Source organism: Peribacillus sp. FSL P2-0133, from assembly GCF_037975445.1.
GTDB classification, from domain to species: domain Bacteria; phylum Bacillota; class Bacilli; order Bacillales; family DSM-1321; genus Peribacillus; species Peribacillus simplex_E.
In genome coordinates this window covers 4,463,161-4,481,199 of record NZ_CP150254.1, presented here as the reverse complement: position 1 = coordinate 4,481,199, position 18,039 = coordinate 4,463,161, and the positions used below count along the sequence as shown (strand labels likewise).

Sequence of the window (18,039 nt, the reverse complement as noted above, 5' to 3'; positions counted from 1 at the left end):
GAAAAGGAGAATTCATACATGAATAAAAATGATGCAGGTCAAGTTTTTTTAAGGGTGATTTTAGGTCTTACTTTTTTCATTCACGGAGTTTCAAAGTTTCAAGGGGGCATAGGGAATACGGCTGGATTTTTCGATAGTCTTGGCATTCCTGGCTTCATGGCATACATCGTTGCAGGAATCGAATTGATCGGTGGAATTGCGGTTATACTGGGTTTGGGAACACGAATCGTTTCCGTCCTATTTGCGGTCATTATGGCGGGGGCGATCTTCACGGCAAAATTACCTGCCGGTTTTCTTGGAAACGGGCAAGCGGCGGGCTATGAACTGGACTTGGCGCTGCTGGCCATGTCTGTCTATCTAGCGTGTGCAAACCGCACGGTTGTTTCTTTGGATCATTTGACTTTCAATAAAAAAGGGAAGTGACAATATGGATAAAAATTTTCATCAAAAACCAATTACTTTTGTTGGCGAAGTCAGTATAAATGTTTTGGATTTGAATAAGGCCATTCTGTTTTATCAAGAAATCATCGGTCTTCAAGTATTGAAGAAAGCCGACCGGCAAGCTGTTTTAACGACAGACGGAAAGACCCCGTTGCTGACACTTGAGCAGCCTGCGGATGTGATTCCGAAAGAAGGGCGGACGACGGGCTTATATCACTTTGCCCTTTTGCTGCCAAGCCGTGCCGACTTATCGATTTTTTTACGACATTTACTTCAAACGAAATATCCATTTGGAGCGGCGGATCATGAAGTGAGTGAAGCGCTGTACATTACCGATCCGGATGGCAATGGCATTGAAGTATACTCTGACCGGCCATCCACTGATTGGAGATGGGCCAGTGGGGAAGTCGCTATGGGCACGGATCCTTTGGATGGGAATGACCTTCTGGAAGAAAGCGATGGTGAGTGGAGCAAACTCCCTGCAGGTACTTTAATGGGGCATATACATCTGCATGTAGCGGATTTACGTAAAACGGAGGAGTTTTACATGCAGGGTCTTGGGTTTACCGTTGTGAATCGATATGGAGGAGCGCTCTTTACTTCAACCGGCGGATATCATCATCACATCGGGTTGAACACATGGAATGGCGTTGGCGCCCCAGCTCCAAAGGAAAATAGTGTGGGGCTGAACTGGTATACTCTCGTTTTTGCAGATGAAGATGCGAGAAACAAAGTAACGGAGCAACTGAAAGGAATCGGAGCTGCCGTCACGGAAAAAGAAGGGTTTTTCGCAGTAACAGATCCATCTGGCAATGAGATTCATTTAGTCGTTTGAATTTAAAGCAGAAAGCAAGGGTGAGGATAATGGGATTCTTAAGTAGATTATTTGGAAATAAAGAAACCGCGGCAGGGGAGAATGAAAAAATGACAAAAGTATTATTCGTTAAAGTGAATGATCGTCCAGCAGATCAGGCAATCAGCTCGAAAATGTATGACACATTCTTAAAAGCATATAAAGAGACACACCGTACAGATGAAGTGACCGAGCTGGATTTATTTAAAGAAGAACTTCCTTACTATGGAAATACGGCGATAACCGGGTTGTATAAACGCAACCAAGGTCTTGAACTGACAGCCGAAGAGGAAAAGGCGGCCGAACTGGTTGACCAATATTTAAATCAATTCCTGGCCATGGATAAAGTGGTATTCGCTTTCCCTCTATGGAACTCAACGGTTCCAGCACCGCTAATCACATACCTTTCCTATTTGGCACAAGCCGGTAAAATGTTCAATTATACGGCGGAAGGTCCTGTCGGGTATGCTGGTGATAAAAAAGTCATGCTATTGAATGCCCGCGGTTCTGATTATGCATTAGAAGGAATGGCTTCTGCTGAAATGGCCGTGAATTTAGTGAAAAATATCATTGGCCTATGGGGAATCAACAATCCTGAGGTCGTGGTCATTGAAGGCCATAATCAGTATCCGGATCGGACACAAAAAATCATCGCGGATGGTTTGGAAAACGTTGCAAAAGCGGCTGAAACATTCTAATTGCGAGTGGAATGAATAGCAGGCAAAGAAGGCCCTCCATATTAATGGGGGCCTTTTTTGTGCGGGAATGATGTTATTTGACCTGATACTTTTTCAAGCGATATTGAAGACTTTGGCGGCTAATATTCAATGCCTTGGCAGCTTGGGAGATATTCATGCCATGTTCTTTTAAGATTTTCTCCAAATATTGCTTTTCAGTATTGGCGATATAATCATCAAGAGATAAGGTCGACTCCTGTATATCTCCATTTGCATGATTCTCTTTTCTTTCGGGATGAATGTCTTCCAAATGGGCTTTCTTCCTAAATAAAGTCGGAAGGTGGGTGATGGCAATTTTTGTATCGCCAGGTTCCATTAAATTCATGGCCCCCTCAATGATATGTTCAAGTTCCCTTACGTTCCCGGGCCAGTCGTAATCATAAAAAAGCGAGTAGACCTCTTCGCTGATCCCTTCAATATTCAATTCGAACAGCGCATTGAATTTCTCGATGAAGGATTGCGCCAGCAAGGGAATATCCTCTTTCCGTTCACGAAGAGGCGGGATGAATAACGAAACGACACTTAATCGATAATATAAATCCTTTCGTAAATGATCATTTGCAATGGCATCTATTGGATCTTCATTTATCGTTGCTATGACCCGTACGTCAATATTTTTATCTTTTGTATCCCCAACACGGCGAATCGTCCTTTCTTGAAGGGCCCTTAATAATTTCGCCTGCATATTCGGATTTAAGGAATTGATTTCATCAAGAAGGATGGTCCCGCCTTGTGCCTGTTCGAATAAACCTGGCCTTTCAATCGATCCGGTGAAGGCCCCTTTCTTCGTACCAAAAAGAATTCCTTCAATAAGACTATCTGGCAGGGCAGCACAGTTTTGGCTGATGAAAGGATGTGTCGAACGGCTGCTGCCATTATGGATGCTTTGGGCAAAGAGTTCTTTTCCCGTTCCCGTCTCCCCGACAATGAGGATGGAGGATGCCGTCCTGGTCGAACGCTTGCTTTTTTCAATGACTTCCAAGAAATTCTCACTGGTTCCGATGATGCTGTCAAACGTATATTTCGTATCGCCTTTATTCAAGATATTATCTTTAATGATTCTTTCAAGATTCGTTATATCCTTTGCCACTTCAATGGCTCCGATGATATTTTGATTCTGATCCAAAATAGGAAACGTATTATTGATTGTTGTAATTTCCTGTCCGAGATTATTGAAGTAGGTCTGCTTCGAGTTTTCGGTTTTCCTTCCAGAATGAAGCGCCCGTATTAATGTGCTCTCTGTTTCTTCCTTGAATATAAAGATCTCGTGAATCTTTTTCCCTAATACCTCTTCTGAATCCATGCCTTCTATTTCAGCCATTTTCTTGTTATATATAATGGTCCGCCCTTTTATATCGATTATATGTAACCCGATATCGATTACGTCCACTAGTGAATGGAGGATAGTTTGGAAACCTTCTATTTTAATGATTTGATCTAAATGCATGAATGCCTCCCGTTTTTCTTCTTTTCTTAGAGCTATTGTAGAGGAATTGAAGCAAAGGCGCAAATAAAATTTGCACAGCAAGAATATTTTGCATTGAAGTGCAAAGATATTTTGCGGAAAAAGTGCAAAAACGCTGTTTTTTATGGTTTTTCTAGTTGGCATGAATTTTGCATTAATAAAGAGTGTAAGGTTTAAGCGACAAAAATAGGGATTAGAGCAAAAAATAATGGCATTCTTTGTCTATTTTGCCCCTGAAGTGCTGAATTTCATTGCATATTTCAAAAAAGAACAATATTTTTTCGAAAAAATGAAAAGTTGGCACGGAACTTGCTTATTAAATAAGTGTGAAATAAAAACATAAACTTTAGGGAGATGAGCCATAATGGTCCAACCATATAAACACGAACCATTTACTAATTTTAAAATCGAAGAAAACAATAAAGCTTTTCAAACGGCATTGAATGATGTAGCTAATGATTTAGGGAAGAAATACCCGCTAGTCATTAATGGTGAAAAAGTGTTCACTGATGAAGTCATTACCTCTGTAAACCCAGCAAATAAAGAAGAAGTTATTGGAACCGTGTCCAAAGCAAATAAAGATCTTGCTGAGCAAGCTATGCAAGCGGCAGATAAGACATTCCAAACTTGGAGAAAAACGAAAGCGGAAGTCCGGGCAAATATTTTATTCAGGACTGCAGCCATTGTTCGCAGAAGAAAACACTATTTCTCGGCACTATTGGTTAAAGAAGCAGGGAAGCCTTGGAATGAGGCAGATGCAGATACAGCGGAAGCTATCGACTTCATGGAATACTATGCACGTCAAATGCTGAAGCTTAAAGACGGCATGCCAGTGGAAAGCCGCCCGATTGAACACAATGCTTTCACATATGTTCCACTTGGTGTCGGTGTCATTATCTCACCTTGGAATTTCCCGTTTGCGATCATGGCAGGCATGACGACGGCAGCACTTGTTTCAGGTAATACAGTCTTATTGAAACCAGCCAGTACAACACCGGTCATTGCAGCTAAATTCATTGAAGTGTTGGAAGAAGCGGGCTTACCTGCAGGCGTTGTGAACTTCATTCCAGGAAGCGGTGCCGAAGTGGGCGATTATTTGGTGGATCATCCCCGTACACGTTTCATCAGCTTTACAGGATCGCGTGATGTTGGAATCCGTATTTATGAGCGTGCGGCAAAAGTTCATGAAGGCCAAATCTGGTTGAAGCGTGTCATCGCTGAAATGGGCGGTAAAGATACAATCGTTGTTGATAAAGAGGCTGATCTGGAATTGGCGGCACAATCAATCGTTGCTTCTGCTTTCGGATTCTCCGGTCAAAAATGTTCTGCTTGTTCACGTACCGTAGTCGTGGAAGATGTATATGACCAAGTCTTGAATCGTGTCATTGAATTAACGAAAGAAAAAACAGTCGGGGAACCAACAGATCTAAACAACTTCATGGGTCCGGTCATCGACCAAGCAGCTTACGACAAAGTCATGAGCTACGTTGAAATCGGTAAACAAGAAGGGAAACTTGTTGCAGGGGGAGAAGGAGACAATTCAAAAGGTTTCTTCATTCAGCCAACTATCATTGCCGATGTAGATGAAAACGCACGTGTCATGAAAGAAGAGATTTTCGGACCAGTGGTTGCATTCTGTAAGGCAAAAGATTTCAATCATGCAATCGAGATTGCCAATAACACGGATTATGGATTAACGGGTGCGGTCATCTCGAACAATATTGAACATATTGAACAAGCGCGTGAGGATTTCCACGTAGGTAACTTGTATTTCAATCGCGGCTGTACTGGTGCCATTGTAGGATACCAGCCATTTGGCGGATTCAATATGTCAGGTACAGATTCAAAAGCGGGCGGTCCTGATTATTTAGTTCTTCATCTTCAAGGGAAAACAACATCTGAAACGCTATAAATTTTAGGGGGAATCAACATGACAACATTAACGGATAAATTAATCGAGCAAACAGAACAATATGGTGCAAACAATTATAATCCACTTCCAATCGTCATTTCGAAGGCTGAAGGAGTTTGGGTGGAAGATCCTGAAGGCAACAAATATATGGATATGCTTAGTGCCTATTCAGCAGTGAACCAAGGCCACAGGCATCCGAAAATCATCGACGAATTAAAAAAACAAGCTGATCGCGTAACATTAACATCCCGTGCATTCCATAGTGATAAATTAGGCCCATGGTATGAAATGGTTTCTCGCATTACGCAAAAAGACATGGCATTGCCTATGAATACGGGTGCTGAAGCTGTTGAAACAGCAATCAAGGCTGTTAGACGCTGGGGTTATGATGTTAAGGGAATCGCAGAAAACCAAGCTGAAATCATTGCTTGTGTCGGGAACTTCCATGGCCGTACGATGGCAGCGGTGTCCTTATCATCCGATGAGGAATATAGAAGAGGCTTTGGACCGATGCTGCCAGGGATCAAGCTTATCCCTTACGGCGATCTTGATGCATTGAAAGAAGCGATTACACCGCAAACGGCTGGATTTTTAATCGAACCGATTCAAGGTGAAGCGGGAATCATCATACCGCCACAAGGATTCTTAAAAGAAGCTTACGACTTATGTAAAGAAAATAATGTCCTATTCGTTTCTGATGAAATTCAGTCAGGACTTGGACGTTCAGGAAAAATGTTCGCCTCTGACTGGGATGGAGTAGTTCCGGATATGTACATTTTAGGTAAGGCGCTGGGCGGCGGGGTTTTCCCAATCTCTTGCGTAGCTGCAAACCGTGAAATCCTTGGCGTATTCAATCCTGGTTCCCATGGTTCTACATTCGGCGGCAATCCATTGGCATGTGCGGTTTCCATCGCTTCATTGGAAGTTCTTGAAGAAGAGAAGCTTGCGGAACGTTCATTGGAGCTTGGACAATACTTTATGGATAGTTTAAAAGAAATCAAGAATCCAATGATTAAAGATATTCGCGGCAGAGGCTTATTCATCGGAGTCGAATTAACAGAAGCAGCAAGACCTTATTGTGAGCAGCTTAAAGAAGAAAAACTGCTATGTAAAGAAACACATGATACAGTTATCCGTTTTGCTCCGCCATTAGTGATTACAAAAGAAGACTTGGATTGGGCAATCGAACGTATTAAAAGAGTTTTATCCTAATATACCTATGAGGTGAATTCCATTGAGTACAACTGTCAAAGAAGAAAAAGAAACTGCCAGCTTGCTTGATTCAACACAGGTCGTAATCAAGGAGGCGCTTGATAAGCTTGGCTATTCTGAAGAAGTGTTCGAGCTTTTGAAGGAACCTCTTCGGATGCTGACCGTCCGGATTCCAATTAAGATGGATGACAATACGACGAAGATTTTCACTGGATACCGTGCCCAGCACAACGATGCTGTCGGTCCGACGAAAGGCGGAATCCGTTTTCATCCCGAAGTCGATGAGGAAGAAGTCAAGGCACTTTCAATGTGGATGAGTTTGAAATGCGGAATTGTGAATCTGCCATATGGCGGAGGAAAAGGCGGCATCATCTGTGATCCGCGCCAAATGTCCATCGGTGAATTGGAAAGGCTTAGCCGTGGATACGTTCGGGCAATCAGCCAAATAGTGGGGCCGACAAAAGATATTCCGGCCCCGGATGTTTATACGAATTCACAAATCATGGCATGGATGATGGACGAGTACAGTAGAATAAGAGAACACGATTCTCCTGGTTTCATTACAGGTAAGCCTCTGGTACTGGGCGGTTCACACGGTAGGGAAAAGGCGACTGCACAAGGTGTCACCATCTGTATCGAGGAAGCGGCAAAGCGTAAGGGCATAGAATTGAAAGGTGCACGCATCATCGTTCAAGGGTTTGGGAACGCAGGAAGCTTTTTGGCCAAATTCATGCATGATGCAGGTGCGAAAGTGATTGGTATATCGGACGCATATGGTGCCATTTATAACCAGGATGGTCTGGATATCGATTACTTACTTGATAAAAGGGATAGCTTTGGAACGGTAACGACACTATTCGATAATACAATCACCAATCAGGAACTTCTGGAACAAGATTGTGATATTTTAGTGCCTGCTGCCATTTCCAATCAAATCACCAAAGAAAATGCACATCTTATCAAAGCCCAAATTGTCGTGGAGGCAGCGAATGGACCTACCACATTGGAAGCAACCAAGATCTTGACGGAACGCAATGTGCTTCTCGTACCTGATGTATTGGCAAGTTCAGGCGGTGTGACAGTTTCTTACTTTGAATGGGTTCAAAATAATCAAGGTTATTATTGGGAAGATGCTGAAGTCCAAACCAAATTAAAAGAGTTATTGGTCAATTCATTTAATCAAGTATATGAAATGTCCGAGACAAGAAAAGTGGATATGAGGCTGGCAGCGTATATGGTGGGTGTCAGAAAAATGGCAGAAGCCTCAATATTCCGTGGCTGGGTATAAGCTTTAGTCAAATAATGGAGAGTGGAGGAGTGATTCCGTGTTAAAACCGATTCATACCATCGAGTGTGCTCAGGATGGGACCGTCGAACAAGTTTACGTTCAAAAGAATTCCTATGTTTATGAATGGGAGAGGCTCTTTTTAGTGAAAACGGATGATGGGAAATTGATTGATGTTTCAATAGGTGCCAGCGGTCACATTACTGAGATTAATGTTTCGGCAGGGGATCCTATTAATAGAAAGCTTCCTTTAGCTTTGCTCCAAGACGATTTTGTTATAACTGGCTCTGATTGATTATAGGAAAGAGGGTGTTCCAAAGGCGGAAGCGATTTCTGCTTTGGGATGCTCTTTTTTTGTTGTGATCATTTAAATGGTGATGATAAAGTCAGGAAAAAGTTTGAAAAGAAAAAACGCCCTGTTTCATGGTAAAATATCAGAATGATTGGACAATGCACCAAGCAGTTTCAAACCAAAAAGCTACAAAGTGAATGAACCGATCTGCGGGAATTGTCTTGGGTTGAATATGTAAAGTTGAGAGGAGGCTCGAAGGGTGAATATGGATGTGGATATATTCAGGCGATTAACCGATTTTGATAATGTTTTGGTCGTAGATGATAAAGGGATGATCATTTTTTATGATATGGCAGATTTAAATGTCCTTAAAGAGCTTGGGATAAGGCCGGAAGAATTCATGGGGAAGAGTGTCACTTCCTTTTATAAAAACATCACGAACGAAAATAGTACGCTCATGAATGTGTTAAGGACGGGAAAACCGTTATGTAATATAAAACAAGAGATGATTACCAAAACGGGAGAGGTCATCGAAACGATCAATTCCACATTTCCGATAGCCGAAAACGGTAAAATCATTGGGGCCGTGGAATTCTCTAAGCGATTCTTTTCCAAAGATGCCATCCAACATTTGGACAAATATTCGAGCCATAAAATCTTCAGGAGAAATAATACCGTTTATACGGTCGATGATATAATCACGGTTAACCCTAAAATGGAAAGCATTAAAGATAAACTTGGAAGGATTGCGCTAACGACCTCAAATGTGTTGATCGTTGGGGAAACGGGCACAGGGAAAGAACTTATCGCCCAGGCGATCCATAATTTAAGCGATCGATTTGGAAAGCCCTTCATTTCACTTAACTGCAGTGCGGTTCCTGCAAGTTTATGGGAAAGCACTTTGTTTGGTACGAATAAAGGGAGCTTCACTGGGTCGGAAGATATGCCGGGTCTATTCGAACAGGCCGAAGGCGGAACTTTATTTCTGGATGAAATCAATTCCTTGGATATTGATCTTCAGGTGAAGCTTCTGAAGGCGATAGAAGAGAAAACGATCAGGAGACTGGGCGGAAAGAAAAATATCCGCTTGGACATTAGGGTGATTTCAGCAACGAATGAGGTACCGGATATTTTACTGGCTGAGAAACGGCTGCGGGAAGATTTATTCTATAGAATTGGTGTCGTGCAGATTGACTTGCCAAGTTTGATGGAAAGAAAAGAGGATATAGAAGTCCTTGTTGATCATTATCTGAATTTTTACAACAATACGATGAATATATATATAGACGGTGTTCAGGATGAAGTACTCCAATGCTTCAAAAGATATCCATGGCCAGGGAATATCAGGGAATTGAAAAATGCGGTCGAGACGGCATATAATCATGTCCAGTCCAGTAGAATCACCCTTGATGATATTCCTGGAAGAATCAGAGATTATACGGAATCTCCAATGACTGAAGACAACAATCTTAATGTGGAATCCTTAAAAGATGCGGTTCAGCAATATGAAAAAGAGATCATTGTGCGTCAATTGAAAAATACGAACGGTAAAATTGCGGAATCTGCCAGACAGCTTGGCATCTCCAAACAATTATTGAAATATAAAATGGAAAAACATAAATTACGGTAAAATTTTTTTTACGCTAGGGGGAAAAATTTCACCACTTCTAAATGGATTTGGATAATCAAAGGGTCAAGATTCTATACGCTAAATAGAATCGTGGCCCTTTTTGCCTTGTATGTAGCGTCATAGGTTAGTATGGATAAAAAATATTAAAATATTATTAAGATTGGCACGGAATTTGCTTAATACTTAATAGTAGGATAGGCGTATTAAAAGATGTTTCATTGAGTGATAAAAAAATAGAGGTGAATGGATGAATACAAACAAGAAAAAAGTACGTGACAGCCTTATTTTTGGTTTTGCTTTATTTGCCGTATTTTTTGGGGCTGGCAACCTGATTTTCCCTCCGTCGATCGGACTTGTATCAGGGTCGGATTGGCCTGTGGCGCTAGTTGGCTTCATTCTTACGGGAATCGTACTCCCTATACTGGGAGTTGTGGCGGTACTGAATTCAAAAGGGAAATTTGAAGAACTGACAAGGCCGATAAGCCCCTGGTTTTATAAGGTATTCAATCTGGTCGTCATGATAGGGATTGCGATGCTCGTCACTGTACCCCGGACGGCCGCTACGACCCATGAGATGGGGGTTCATACATTGTTCCCGAATGTACCATCTTTCGTGACGATGCTCGTTTTCTTTGGATTGAATTTTTATTTTGCCAGCGATCGATCCAATCTCATTGATAAAGTCGGACAAGTGCTAACGCCTGCTCTGTTCGCGATTCTTCTTTTTATCGTCATCAAAGGCACTTTCGACCCATTGGGGGCGCCTGTAAATACGAAAATTCAAAATCCGTTTGGCCACTCCTTTTTTAGCGCTTATCAGACGGGTGACGTGTTCACGGGCCTTCTTTGTGCCTCGGTTTTCATTGGCTCGATTGCAGCAAAAGGATATGAGGAACATTCCAAAATGAAGAAAGTGGTCCTGAATGGAACCATAGTGGCTGGTTTTGGGTTGCTCATCATATACGGAGGGCTTCTGTATATCGGTGCTACAGGAAGCGGGTTATTCCCGGAGGATATGGAAAGTGCGCAGCTGGTGACGGGCCTGGTTTATAATCTGCTTGGTGATTACGGCACGATTGCATTGGCTATAGCAGTTTCATTAGCGTGCCTTACCACCTCGATTGGAATAACTGCTTCGATAGCAGACTTCCTTAGCGGGTTGACGAAGCAAAAAGTGAGTTACCGCAATTGGGTGATCGTCGTTTGTGCCACTGGAGTGTTGATGGGGCTAATGGGTGTCGAAAAGATCATTGACTACTCCGTACCGTTATTCATGGGAATTTACCCTGTTTCGATTGTGCTTGTCTTACTTGGCGTTTTCCGCAGATACATACCAAACGCGGGAGCCTATAAGGGGGCGGTCCTGGCCACTTTCATCATCAGTTTATGCGAAACATTGGAAAGCATAGGCATCCATATGGGATTCATAAATGATTTCATTTCCATCATTCCATTCAGTTCGTATGGGTTTGCCTGGCTCATTCCGGCAGTACTGGGATTCGTGGCGGGAACGTTCATCCACGGAAAACAGGCTCAGGAAATTCCTTCAAGCCCCATGAATGGCGAAAACCATTCATCTTAAAAGTTGTGAAACGGCATAAGTTTAAGTGTGGAAATAAATGGAGGGTTAAGCTTTCATCATTTGATTTTACTTATTAAGGAGAGGGAAAGTATGAATGCGAATAAACGAAATATGAATTTTATTTATATAAATGGAAAAATATTTACAGTGAATCCGAAACAACCTTATGCGAGTGCCATGGTTGTTCGTAATGGGCGCATCGAGTGGGTTGGAGAACAGTCAGAGACAGATGGAATGAATGGGGAACGGATCGATCTTCTAGGGCGGCGGGTACTTCCCGGACTAATTGATGCACATCTGCATCCGCTATTTTTAGCTAAGGCAGCCAAGCAAATTCCATGTATGCCCCCTGTCGTTGAATCGATTGAGGATTTGATCAAGGCTGTTCATGAACAGTGTAAATCCCATAATTCAGGCGATTGGATTGAAAGCTGGGGATATGATGAAGGGAAATTGACCGAAGGACGGTCCCCTTCACGCTACGATTTGGATAGGGCGACAACGGACGTCCCTGTTGTCATAACCCGGACCTGCGGCCATATTATCGTCGTCAACAGCAAGGCATTGGAATTGGCCGGGATCACGAAGGATACGCCAAATCCAGCAGGGGGGGAGATTGACAGGGATTCAGAAGGGGAGCCGACAGGGATATTACGGGAAAATGCAAAAGAATTGGTCAATAAAGTGATGCCGGTTCAAACATTTGAAGAAGAAACAGATGCTCTTGCCGAACTGAGTCCCAAATTATTATCGCATGGGATCACTGCAATCACTGAACTCCTGGCAAGGACCCAGCCGATCGATTACTTGGATATGTATAGGGCAGCAAGCGAAAAGGGCCTAAAGCAACGTACAGTTTTATACTATATTTGGGAAGATATGAAGAATGATATGTTCCTAGATAAGGGTAAAACAAACAGAGAAAGCCAGAATCATATAGGTGGGGTTAAGTTATTCTCGGATGGCAGTGTGTCGGGACAAACGGCGTGGGTCTATCCGCCATTTTTAGGGGAAGAAAAGAACCATGGCATACAGATGACATCTGAGGCAGAGTTGTTAAGTGCAGCTGAAGCAGCCAGGAAAAACAATATTCAATTGGTCATACATGCAATGGGGGAGCAAGCGATCGATTTGATCGTGAATACCTTTTACGGAAAAACGGGATGGGTCGCGGATGGTCCATCGATAAGGATCGAACATGCAGCCATGCCTACAAAGCAAGCACTTCAGCGGGCAGCTGAAACGGGTATCGCATTTGTTCCCCAACCAATCTTCTTATATGCCGAAATCGAAAGCTACCTTAATAATCTGGGTGCAGATCGCACAAGGCGAACCTACCCCATCCAATCCATGTTAGAAGCAGGCATTAAACTGGCATTCTCTTCAGATGCACCTGCAACGGCATGGGTCGATCCGGTCAATCCGTTCGTTGGAATCAAGGCAGCCGTAACTCGTGTTGCCTATGACGGTACGGACACAGGTCAGGATCAGCGTGTAGATGTGCCTACTGCGATTACACTATACACGCGGGCAGCTCAGGAGATAACGAGAATCCCGGATGTCGGCCAGCTCACTCCGGGCTATCATGCAGATTTCATTGTGCTCGACCAAGATATTTTGGCGATCAGACCGGAGGAAATCGATAGGATTACAGTGGAAGAAACCTATATGGGCGGTTCTTTGGTTTATCAAAAAGAAAAGACGATAACTAAATAGAAGAAATAGGGACGAAAAGGGGGCAGGTTTCCTTTTCGTCCCTTTCACTTTCTTGGTACGGATGTTCAATAGTAGTAAAAAAAATTTTACGCTAGAGGGTAAAATTTTTTACACTTCCATGCGAGGAAGCCTGGAATCGATGTTGCGGTTTGAGTGTATGAGGCGCAAAGGGTTTGCTGAAATCCTATTTTTCAAGGAGCGGGAAGGTTAATTGCAGGAAATTAATAATTGGCACACAACTTGCTGATTTACTGGATGGATAGATCTTATAGTTCATATTTGAGGAGGAAATGGTCATGCAAAGTTTGAAGTTATATCCGGAAATAAAAAGTGTAAGAGAAGATGTGATTGCTTGGCGACGTCATTTTCACCAGCATCCGGAATTATCTTATCAAGAAGAGAAGACATCGCAATTCGTATACGAAACCCTGTTGTCATTTGGAAACCTTGAAGTTACACGTCCGACAAAATACAGTGTGATGGCCCGCTTGATTGGTACACAGCCTGGAAAAACATTAGGCATCCGTGCAGATATGGATGCGCTGCCGATTGATGAAGAGAACTCTTTCGATTTTAAATCCAAAACACCAGGTGTCATGCATGCTTGCGGTCATGATGGTCATACGGCGATGCTTCTTGGTACGGCGAAAATCCTTTCCGGAATGAAAGATAGCCTGAAAGGTGAAGTCCGCTTCTTTTTTCAGCATGCCGAAGAGTATTTTCCTGGGGGAGCGCAGGAAATGGTAGATGCAGGTGTTATGGAAGGTGTGGATATCGTGATTGGTGCCCACCTCATGTCCACCTTTGAAGTCGGGAAAGTTGGCATCGTGTATGGCCCGATGATGGCTGCGCCGGATGGTTTCTTTCTGACCATCAAAGGAAAGGGAGGCCATGGTTCTGCACCTCATGAAACGATTGACAGCATCGCGATCGGTGCCCAGGTCGTTACGAATCTTCAATATATCGTGTCCCGCAATACAGATCCGTTGGACAACTTGGTTCTCTCCATCGGAAAGTTCGTTGGAGGGGAAGCGGCCAATGTCATTGCAAACTCCGTAGAGATTAGCGGGACGGTTCGAAGTTTTGATTTGAAATTCCGGGAATCCATGCCAATTCTTATGGAAAGGGTAATCAAAGGCATTACGGAAGCACATGGTGCCTCTTATGAATTTAACTATCTAACTGGATATCGGCCAGTCATAAATGACAATGAAGTCACCAGGCTCATTGAAGAAACTGTCCGTGAAGTTTATGGAGAACATTCTGTCGACCATCAAAAACCGACGATGGGGGCTGAGGACTTTTCGGCTTTCCAACAGAAAGCACCTAGCAATTATTTCTTGATAGGAGCCGGGAATAAGGAAAAGGGAATCACCTATCCCCACCATCATCCGCGTTTTACTTTTGACGAAGATGCCATGGAGTACGGTGTTAACATTTTTATCCATGCTGTTCGGAAAATTTTAGGTTAGTATTAAATGAGTGGCCAGGTCTATCTGGGAGAAGGAAAATAGAACTAGATTAACGAAAGTACTTTTAACGATAAATACAAGCGCCTTCGCTGACCGTACACCCTCCTAACAGGGTATGGTTTCGCGAAGGTATTTTAATTTGGAAGGGCATATTGCCATATTCCCCTTCATAAACTGTTATGGAACAAACAAGCCAGTAGACCAAGGGCAAGAAAGGAGTTGATCATGGTTGCTCGAAACCGGTTCAACCGCTTGACTCTATCCGTGTGAGCTTTCTAGGAATTTAAGCCCGCGACTAGAAATATTATGAGATTTAGACATCAAATAAATAGTGGTTTTTCTGAATCTATCCAAATTTACAATAAAGGAACATTCAGAATTCTGCCGTTTAAAAAAGGGGAGTTAAATCAGAGTATGAGAATCTCAGAATTAAAGAGGAAAGCCCTTCAGTCGTTGGGAGGTAAATGGGGAGTAACTGTTTCGCTTATGTTGCTCTTGTTCTTGATCAACCTCATTTTACCTTTAATTGTCGAAGTGATCGGAAGCGGTGGGTTTTCACAATGGCTCATGCAGGAAGAAACACCATTATGGACTGATATCTTCAGCATGGTCTTTTCCATTGCCCTAATCCCGCTTACCATTTCAACCACTTGGTTCTACCTGAATTTGGTTAGGGAAGAAAACCCTGATATTCCAGAAGTATTCGCTATCTATAAAGATGGAAAAACCTCTTTCAAGCTTATTGGGGCATCCATCTTACAAGCAATTTTCATTTTTTTATGGTCATTATTATTAATCATTCCGGGTATCATCAAGGCTATCGCTTATTCGCAGCAGTTTTTCTTATTGAAGGATCATCCTGAATACACGGTGCTTGAAGCCATTACAGAGAGCAGAAAAAGAATGAAGGGCTTGAAATGGAAGTATTTCCTTATGCACCTAAGCTTCATCGGGTGGGGCATCCTTTGCATGTTCACGCTGGGAATTGGTTTACTATGGTTGATTCCTTATGCAGGAACAACAACTGCTGCATTCTATAACGAATTAATTGTGCCTCAAGAAGATATTGACGACGATCAACAAATAGAGGGATAAAAGATCAACCGATAGCAAATGGCTATCGGTTTTTTATTCCCGATTCTCCTTAAAAAGGTTAAATTGTTCATTTTTCCTGGTGTATAATAGAATATTGAGAATGCCATTTAGGGGGATTACATAGTGAGTAGTGGTTTTAATATTGCGGATATGATATACCAATTGTTTTGCCTTGTATTTCTAATCCTGATCATCGTTGGGACCGTATCCCTTTTCCGTTCCATGAAGCAACGTAAAACCAGACTGGATATCATGGAAAAGAAAATGGATGATTTACATGAACTGATTAAAAGGGGCAAAAATTGACGGCAGCATCGTTCAGACTGCAGGCAAACTCGAAGAAAAGCGAGTTTGCCTGCAGTTTTTTTATTTGAAAAACAATCCAGTTAGGGTTTAACAAACTGGACGGCTGTATGTGCAGCCGTTCTCTATGCAGTGGAGGCATTCCGGTTCAAACTCAGGAAATTATAAAAATAATCTATATTGAAATAACTTAGTAAAAGCACTGTCTCCGAATTTGAAAAAGAGGATTGGATTTTGAGCATCAATTGAGAGACATAAAAAAATAGAAAAAGAAAGTAAATTGTAAAAAATAAGCAGTTTTACATAGGGGTGTTGGGATAGTGGTGCAAATTTCATGTACGGCTGCTGGTATGGAAGATGCATGGTTTGTTGCGGATTTTTACCCTATAATGGAATAGATGTGTATTTAAGGATTCGGTGAAAAACTCTATCAGGAATGCTCGACCCTATAACAAATCGACGGAGATGGAGAATGCTGAACATTCGATCCTTTTGTTAGGTAACTTTTGAGAAGTGGGAGGAGTCGGTATCATGAAAGAAGTTATTGCAGTAAAAGAAATTACTAGGTTTAAAACACGGACGGAGGAATTTAGTCCGTACGCTTGGTGCAAACGGATGCTAGAAAATGACCCCGTGAGTTATCACGAAGGAACGGATACGTGGAATGTTTTTAAATATGAAGATGTGAAGCGGGTTCTCAGTGATTATAAATATTTTTCAAGTGTTCGGAAACGGACTACCATATCGGTTGGAACGGATAGTGATGAAGGTTCTGTGCCTGAAAAGATCCAAATCACTGAAGCTGATCCACCTGAGCATAGAAAACGCCGTTCACTGCTTGCCGCAGCATTCACACCTAGAAGTCTTCAAAACTGGGAACCTCGCATTCAGGAAATTGCAGATGAATTGATCGGAGAAATGGATGAGGACACGGAAATCGATATTGTGCAATCATTGGCGAGTCCGCTTCCGATCATTGTCATGTCGGATTTGATGGGCGTTCCCTCAAAAGATCGTTTATTGTTTAGGAAATGGGTGGATATCTTATTCCTTCCGTTTGATAAAGAAAAACAAGAAGAAGTAAATGAATTGAAGCAAGTGGCAGCAAAAGAATACTATCAGTATTTGTATCCGATTGTAGTGCAAAAACGATTAAACCCGGCAGATGATATCATCTCAGATCTATTGAAGTCAGAAGTGGATGGGGAAATGTTTACGGATGATGAGGTTGTCCGGACGACCATGCTGATTTTAGGAGCGGGGGTCGAGACAACAAGTCATTTACTGGCCAATAGCTTTTATTCCTTGCTATATGATGACAAAGAGGTTTATCAAGAGTTACATGAAAACCTGGATCTGGTTCCGCAGGCGGTCGAAGAAATGCTCCGTTTCCGATTCAATCTTATTAAATTGGATCGCACCGTAAAGGAAGATAACGATCTATTGGGAGTGGAATTGAAAGAAGGCGATAACGTGGTTGTTTGGATGAGCGCAGCTAACTTGGACGAAGAGATGTTTGAAGATCCTTTCACCCTTAATATCCACCGCCCTAATAATAAGAAACACCTTACCTTCGGAAATGGCCCTCATTTCTGCCTGGGAGCGCCGCTAGCCAGACTGGAAGCAAAGATTGCGCTAACTACATTCCTGAAGAAATTCAAGCATATTGAAGCGGTGCCATCATTCCAGTTAGAAGAGAATCTTACCGATTCAGCAACCGGGCAAACTTTGACATCACTACCGCTTAGGGCGTTCCCTACAGTTTAAAAAACGAAAAAACCTTGTGCACTAACCTGCATAAGGTTTTTTTCTTTTTAGTAGGGAGGCATTGCATACATGTCCCTGCCACTTCCTGAAACGTTCGACAGGAAATCTTATAGTTACCTGAAGTTGAGGTGACAATGACGAATAGAGTAATATGATAAAGTAGCAAATTTTGTGCCCAGGCATGTTCCCCGAATTAGGTTGGCTGGCGATCAAGCATTTACATGCACCATGCAATGAAGAAGATAGATAAAATAGAAAGTTCCATATGAAACGGTTT

Annotated in this window: 15 protein-coding genes; 14 read left to right on the top strand and 1 reads right to left on the bottom strand. The window is 42.4% G+C overall.

Annotated features, from left to right (window positions below; translation table 11 throughout):
- The first annotated feature begins 18 nt into the window (after positions 1-18).
- Genes MKY17_RS21535 through MKY17_RS21525 form a run of 3 tightly spaced genes read left to right on the top strand, consistent with a single transcriptional unit; the run spans position 19 to position 1,992 of the window.
- Positions 19-423: a DoxX family protein gene (locus tag MKY17_RS21535; protein ID WP_098373599.1), complete on the top strand. Its 405-nt coding sequence runs from the start codon at positions 19-21 to the stop codon at positions 421-423.
- 4 nt (positions 424-427) lie between these two features.
- Entirely contained in the window at positions 428-1,276 is an 849-nt protein-coding gene (locus MKY17_RS21530; protein WP_098373600.1) for a VOC family protein, read from the top strand.
- A 29-nt stretch (positions 1,277-1,305) separates the two neighbouring features.
- Positions 1,306-1,992, top strand: coding sequence for an FMN-dependent NADH-azoreductase (locus MKY17_RS21525; RefSeq protein WP_098373601.1), 687 nt, complete (start codon positions 1,306-1,308; stop codon positions 1,990-1,992).
- A 73-nt stretch (positions 1,993-2,065) separates the two neighbouring features.
- Here the strand turns inward: MKY17_RS21525 and MKY17_RS21520 are convergent, their stop codons facing one another.
- The gene (locus MKY17_RS21520) at positions 2,066-3,478 is read right to left on the bottom strand and encodes a sigma 54-interacting transcriptional regulator (protein WP_098373602.1); all 1,413 of its coding nucleotides are present in this window, start codon (positions 3,476-3,478) and stop codon (positions 2,066-2,068) included.
- A gap of 382 nt (positions 3,479-3,860) precedes the next feature.
- Between MKY17_RS21520 and pruA the strand changes: the two genes are divergently transcribed.
- From pruA to MKY17_RS21465, 11 genes are all read left to right on the top strand, one after another.
- Positions 3,861-5,408: an L-glutamate gamma-semialdehyde dehydrogenase gene (pruA, locus tag MKY17_RS21515; RefSeq protein WP_098373603.1), complete on the top strand. Its 1,548-nt coding sequence runs from the start codon at positions 3,861-3,863 to the stop codon at positions 5,406-5,408.
- Between the two features lie 18 nt (positions 5,409-5,426).
- Positions 5,427-6,620 (top strand): ornithine--oxo-acid transaminase, encoded by a 1,194-nt coding sequence (locus MKY17_RS21510; RefSeq protein ID WP_098373604.1) that lies wholly within the window; start codon positions 5,427-5,429, stop codon positions 6,618-6,620.
- A gap of 22 nt (positions 6,621-6,642) precedes the next feature.
- Positions 6,643-7,908, top strand: coding sequence for a Glu/Leu/Phe/Val dehydrogenase (locus tag MKY17_RS21505; protein ID WP_098373605.1), 1,266 nt, complete (start codon positions 6,643-6,645; stop codon positions 7,906-7,908).
- 37 nt (positions 7,909-7,945) lie between these two features.
- A complete protein-coding gene (locus MKY17_RS21500) occupies positions 7,946-8,200 on the top strand; it encodes a hypothetical protein (RefSeq protein WP_098373606.1) in 255 nt (84 codons plus the stop codon).
- Between the two features lie 262 nt (positions 8,201-8,462).
- Positions 8,463-9,827: a sigma 54-interacting transcriptional regulator gene (locus tag MKY17_RS21495; RefSeq protein WP_286177241.1), complete on the top strand. Its 1,365-nt coding sequence runs from the start codon at positions 8,463-8,465 to the stop codon at positions 9,825-9,827.
- A gap of 247 nt (positions 9,828-10,074) precedes the next feature.
- Entirely contained in the window at positions 10,075-11,409 is a 1,335-nt protein-coding gene (brnQ, locus tag MKY17_RS21490; RefSeq protein WP_339200626.1) for a branched-chain amino acid transport system II carrier protein, read from the top strand.
- Positions 11,410-11,499: 90 nt separating this feature from the next.
- Complete coding sequence (locus MKY17_RS21485; protein WP_339200625.1) at positions 11,500-13,125, top strand: amidohydrolase; 1,626 nt, start codon at positions 11,500-11,502, stop codon at positions 13,123-13,125.
- Positions 13,126-13,421: 296 nt separating this feature from the next.
- Positions 13,422-14,597, top strand: a complete 1,176-nt coding sequence (locus tag MKY17_RS21480; RefSeq protein WP_339200624.1) for a M20 family metallopeptidase — start codon at positions 13,422-13,424, stop codon at positions 14,595-14,597.
- A 414-nt stretch (positions 14,598-15,011) separates the two neighbouring features.
- Complete coding sequence (locus MKY17_RS21475) at positions 15,012-15,692, top strand: DUF975 family protein (RefSeq protein WP_098373610.1); 681 nt, start codon at positions 15,012-15,014, stop codon at positions 15,690-15,692.
- A gap of 123 nt (positions 15,693-15,815) precedes the next feature.
- Complete coding sequence (locus tag MKY17_RS21470; protein ID WP_230300783.1) at positions 15,816-15,998, top strand: DUF4083 domain-containing protein; 183 nt, start codon at positions 15,816-15,818, stop codon at positions 15,996-15,998.
- A gap of 525 nt (positions 15,999-16,523) precedes the next feature.
- Positions 16,524-17,762 carry a cytochrome P450 gene (locus tag MKY17_RS21465; RefSeq protein WP_339202437.1) on the top strand — a complete coding sequence of 413 codons (1,239 nt, stop codon included), beginning with the start codon at positions 16,524-16,526 and terminating at the stop codon, positions 17,760-17,762.
- Positions 17,763-18,039 lie beyond the last annotated feature (277 nt).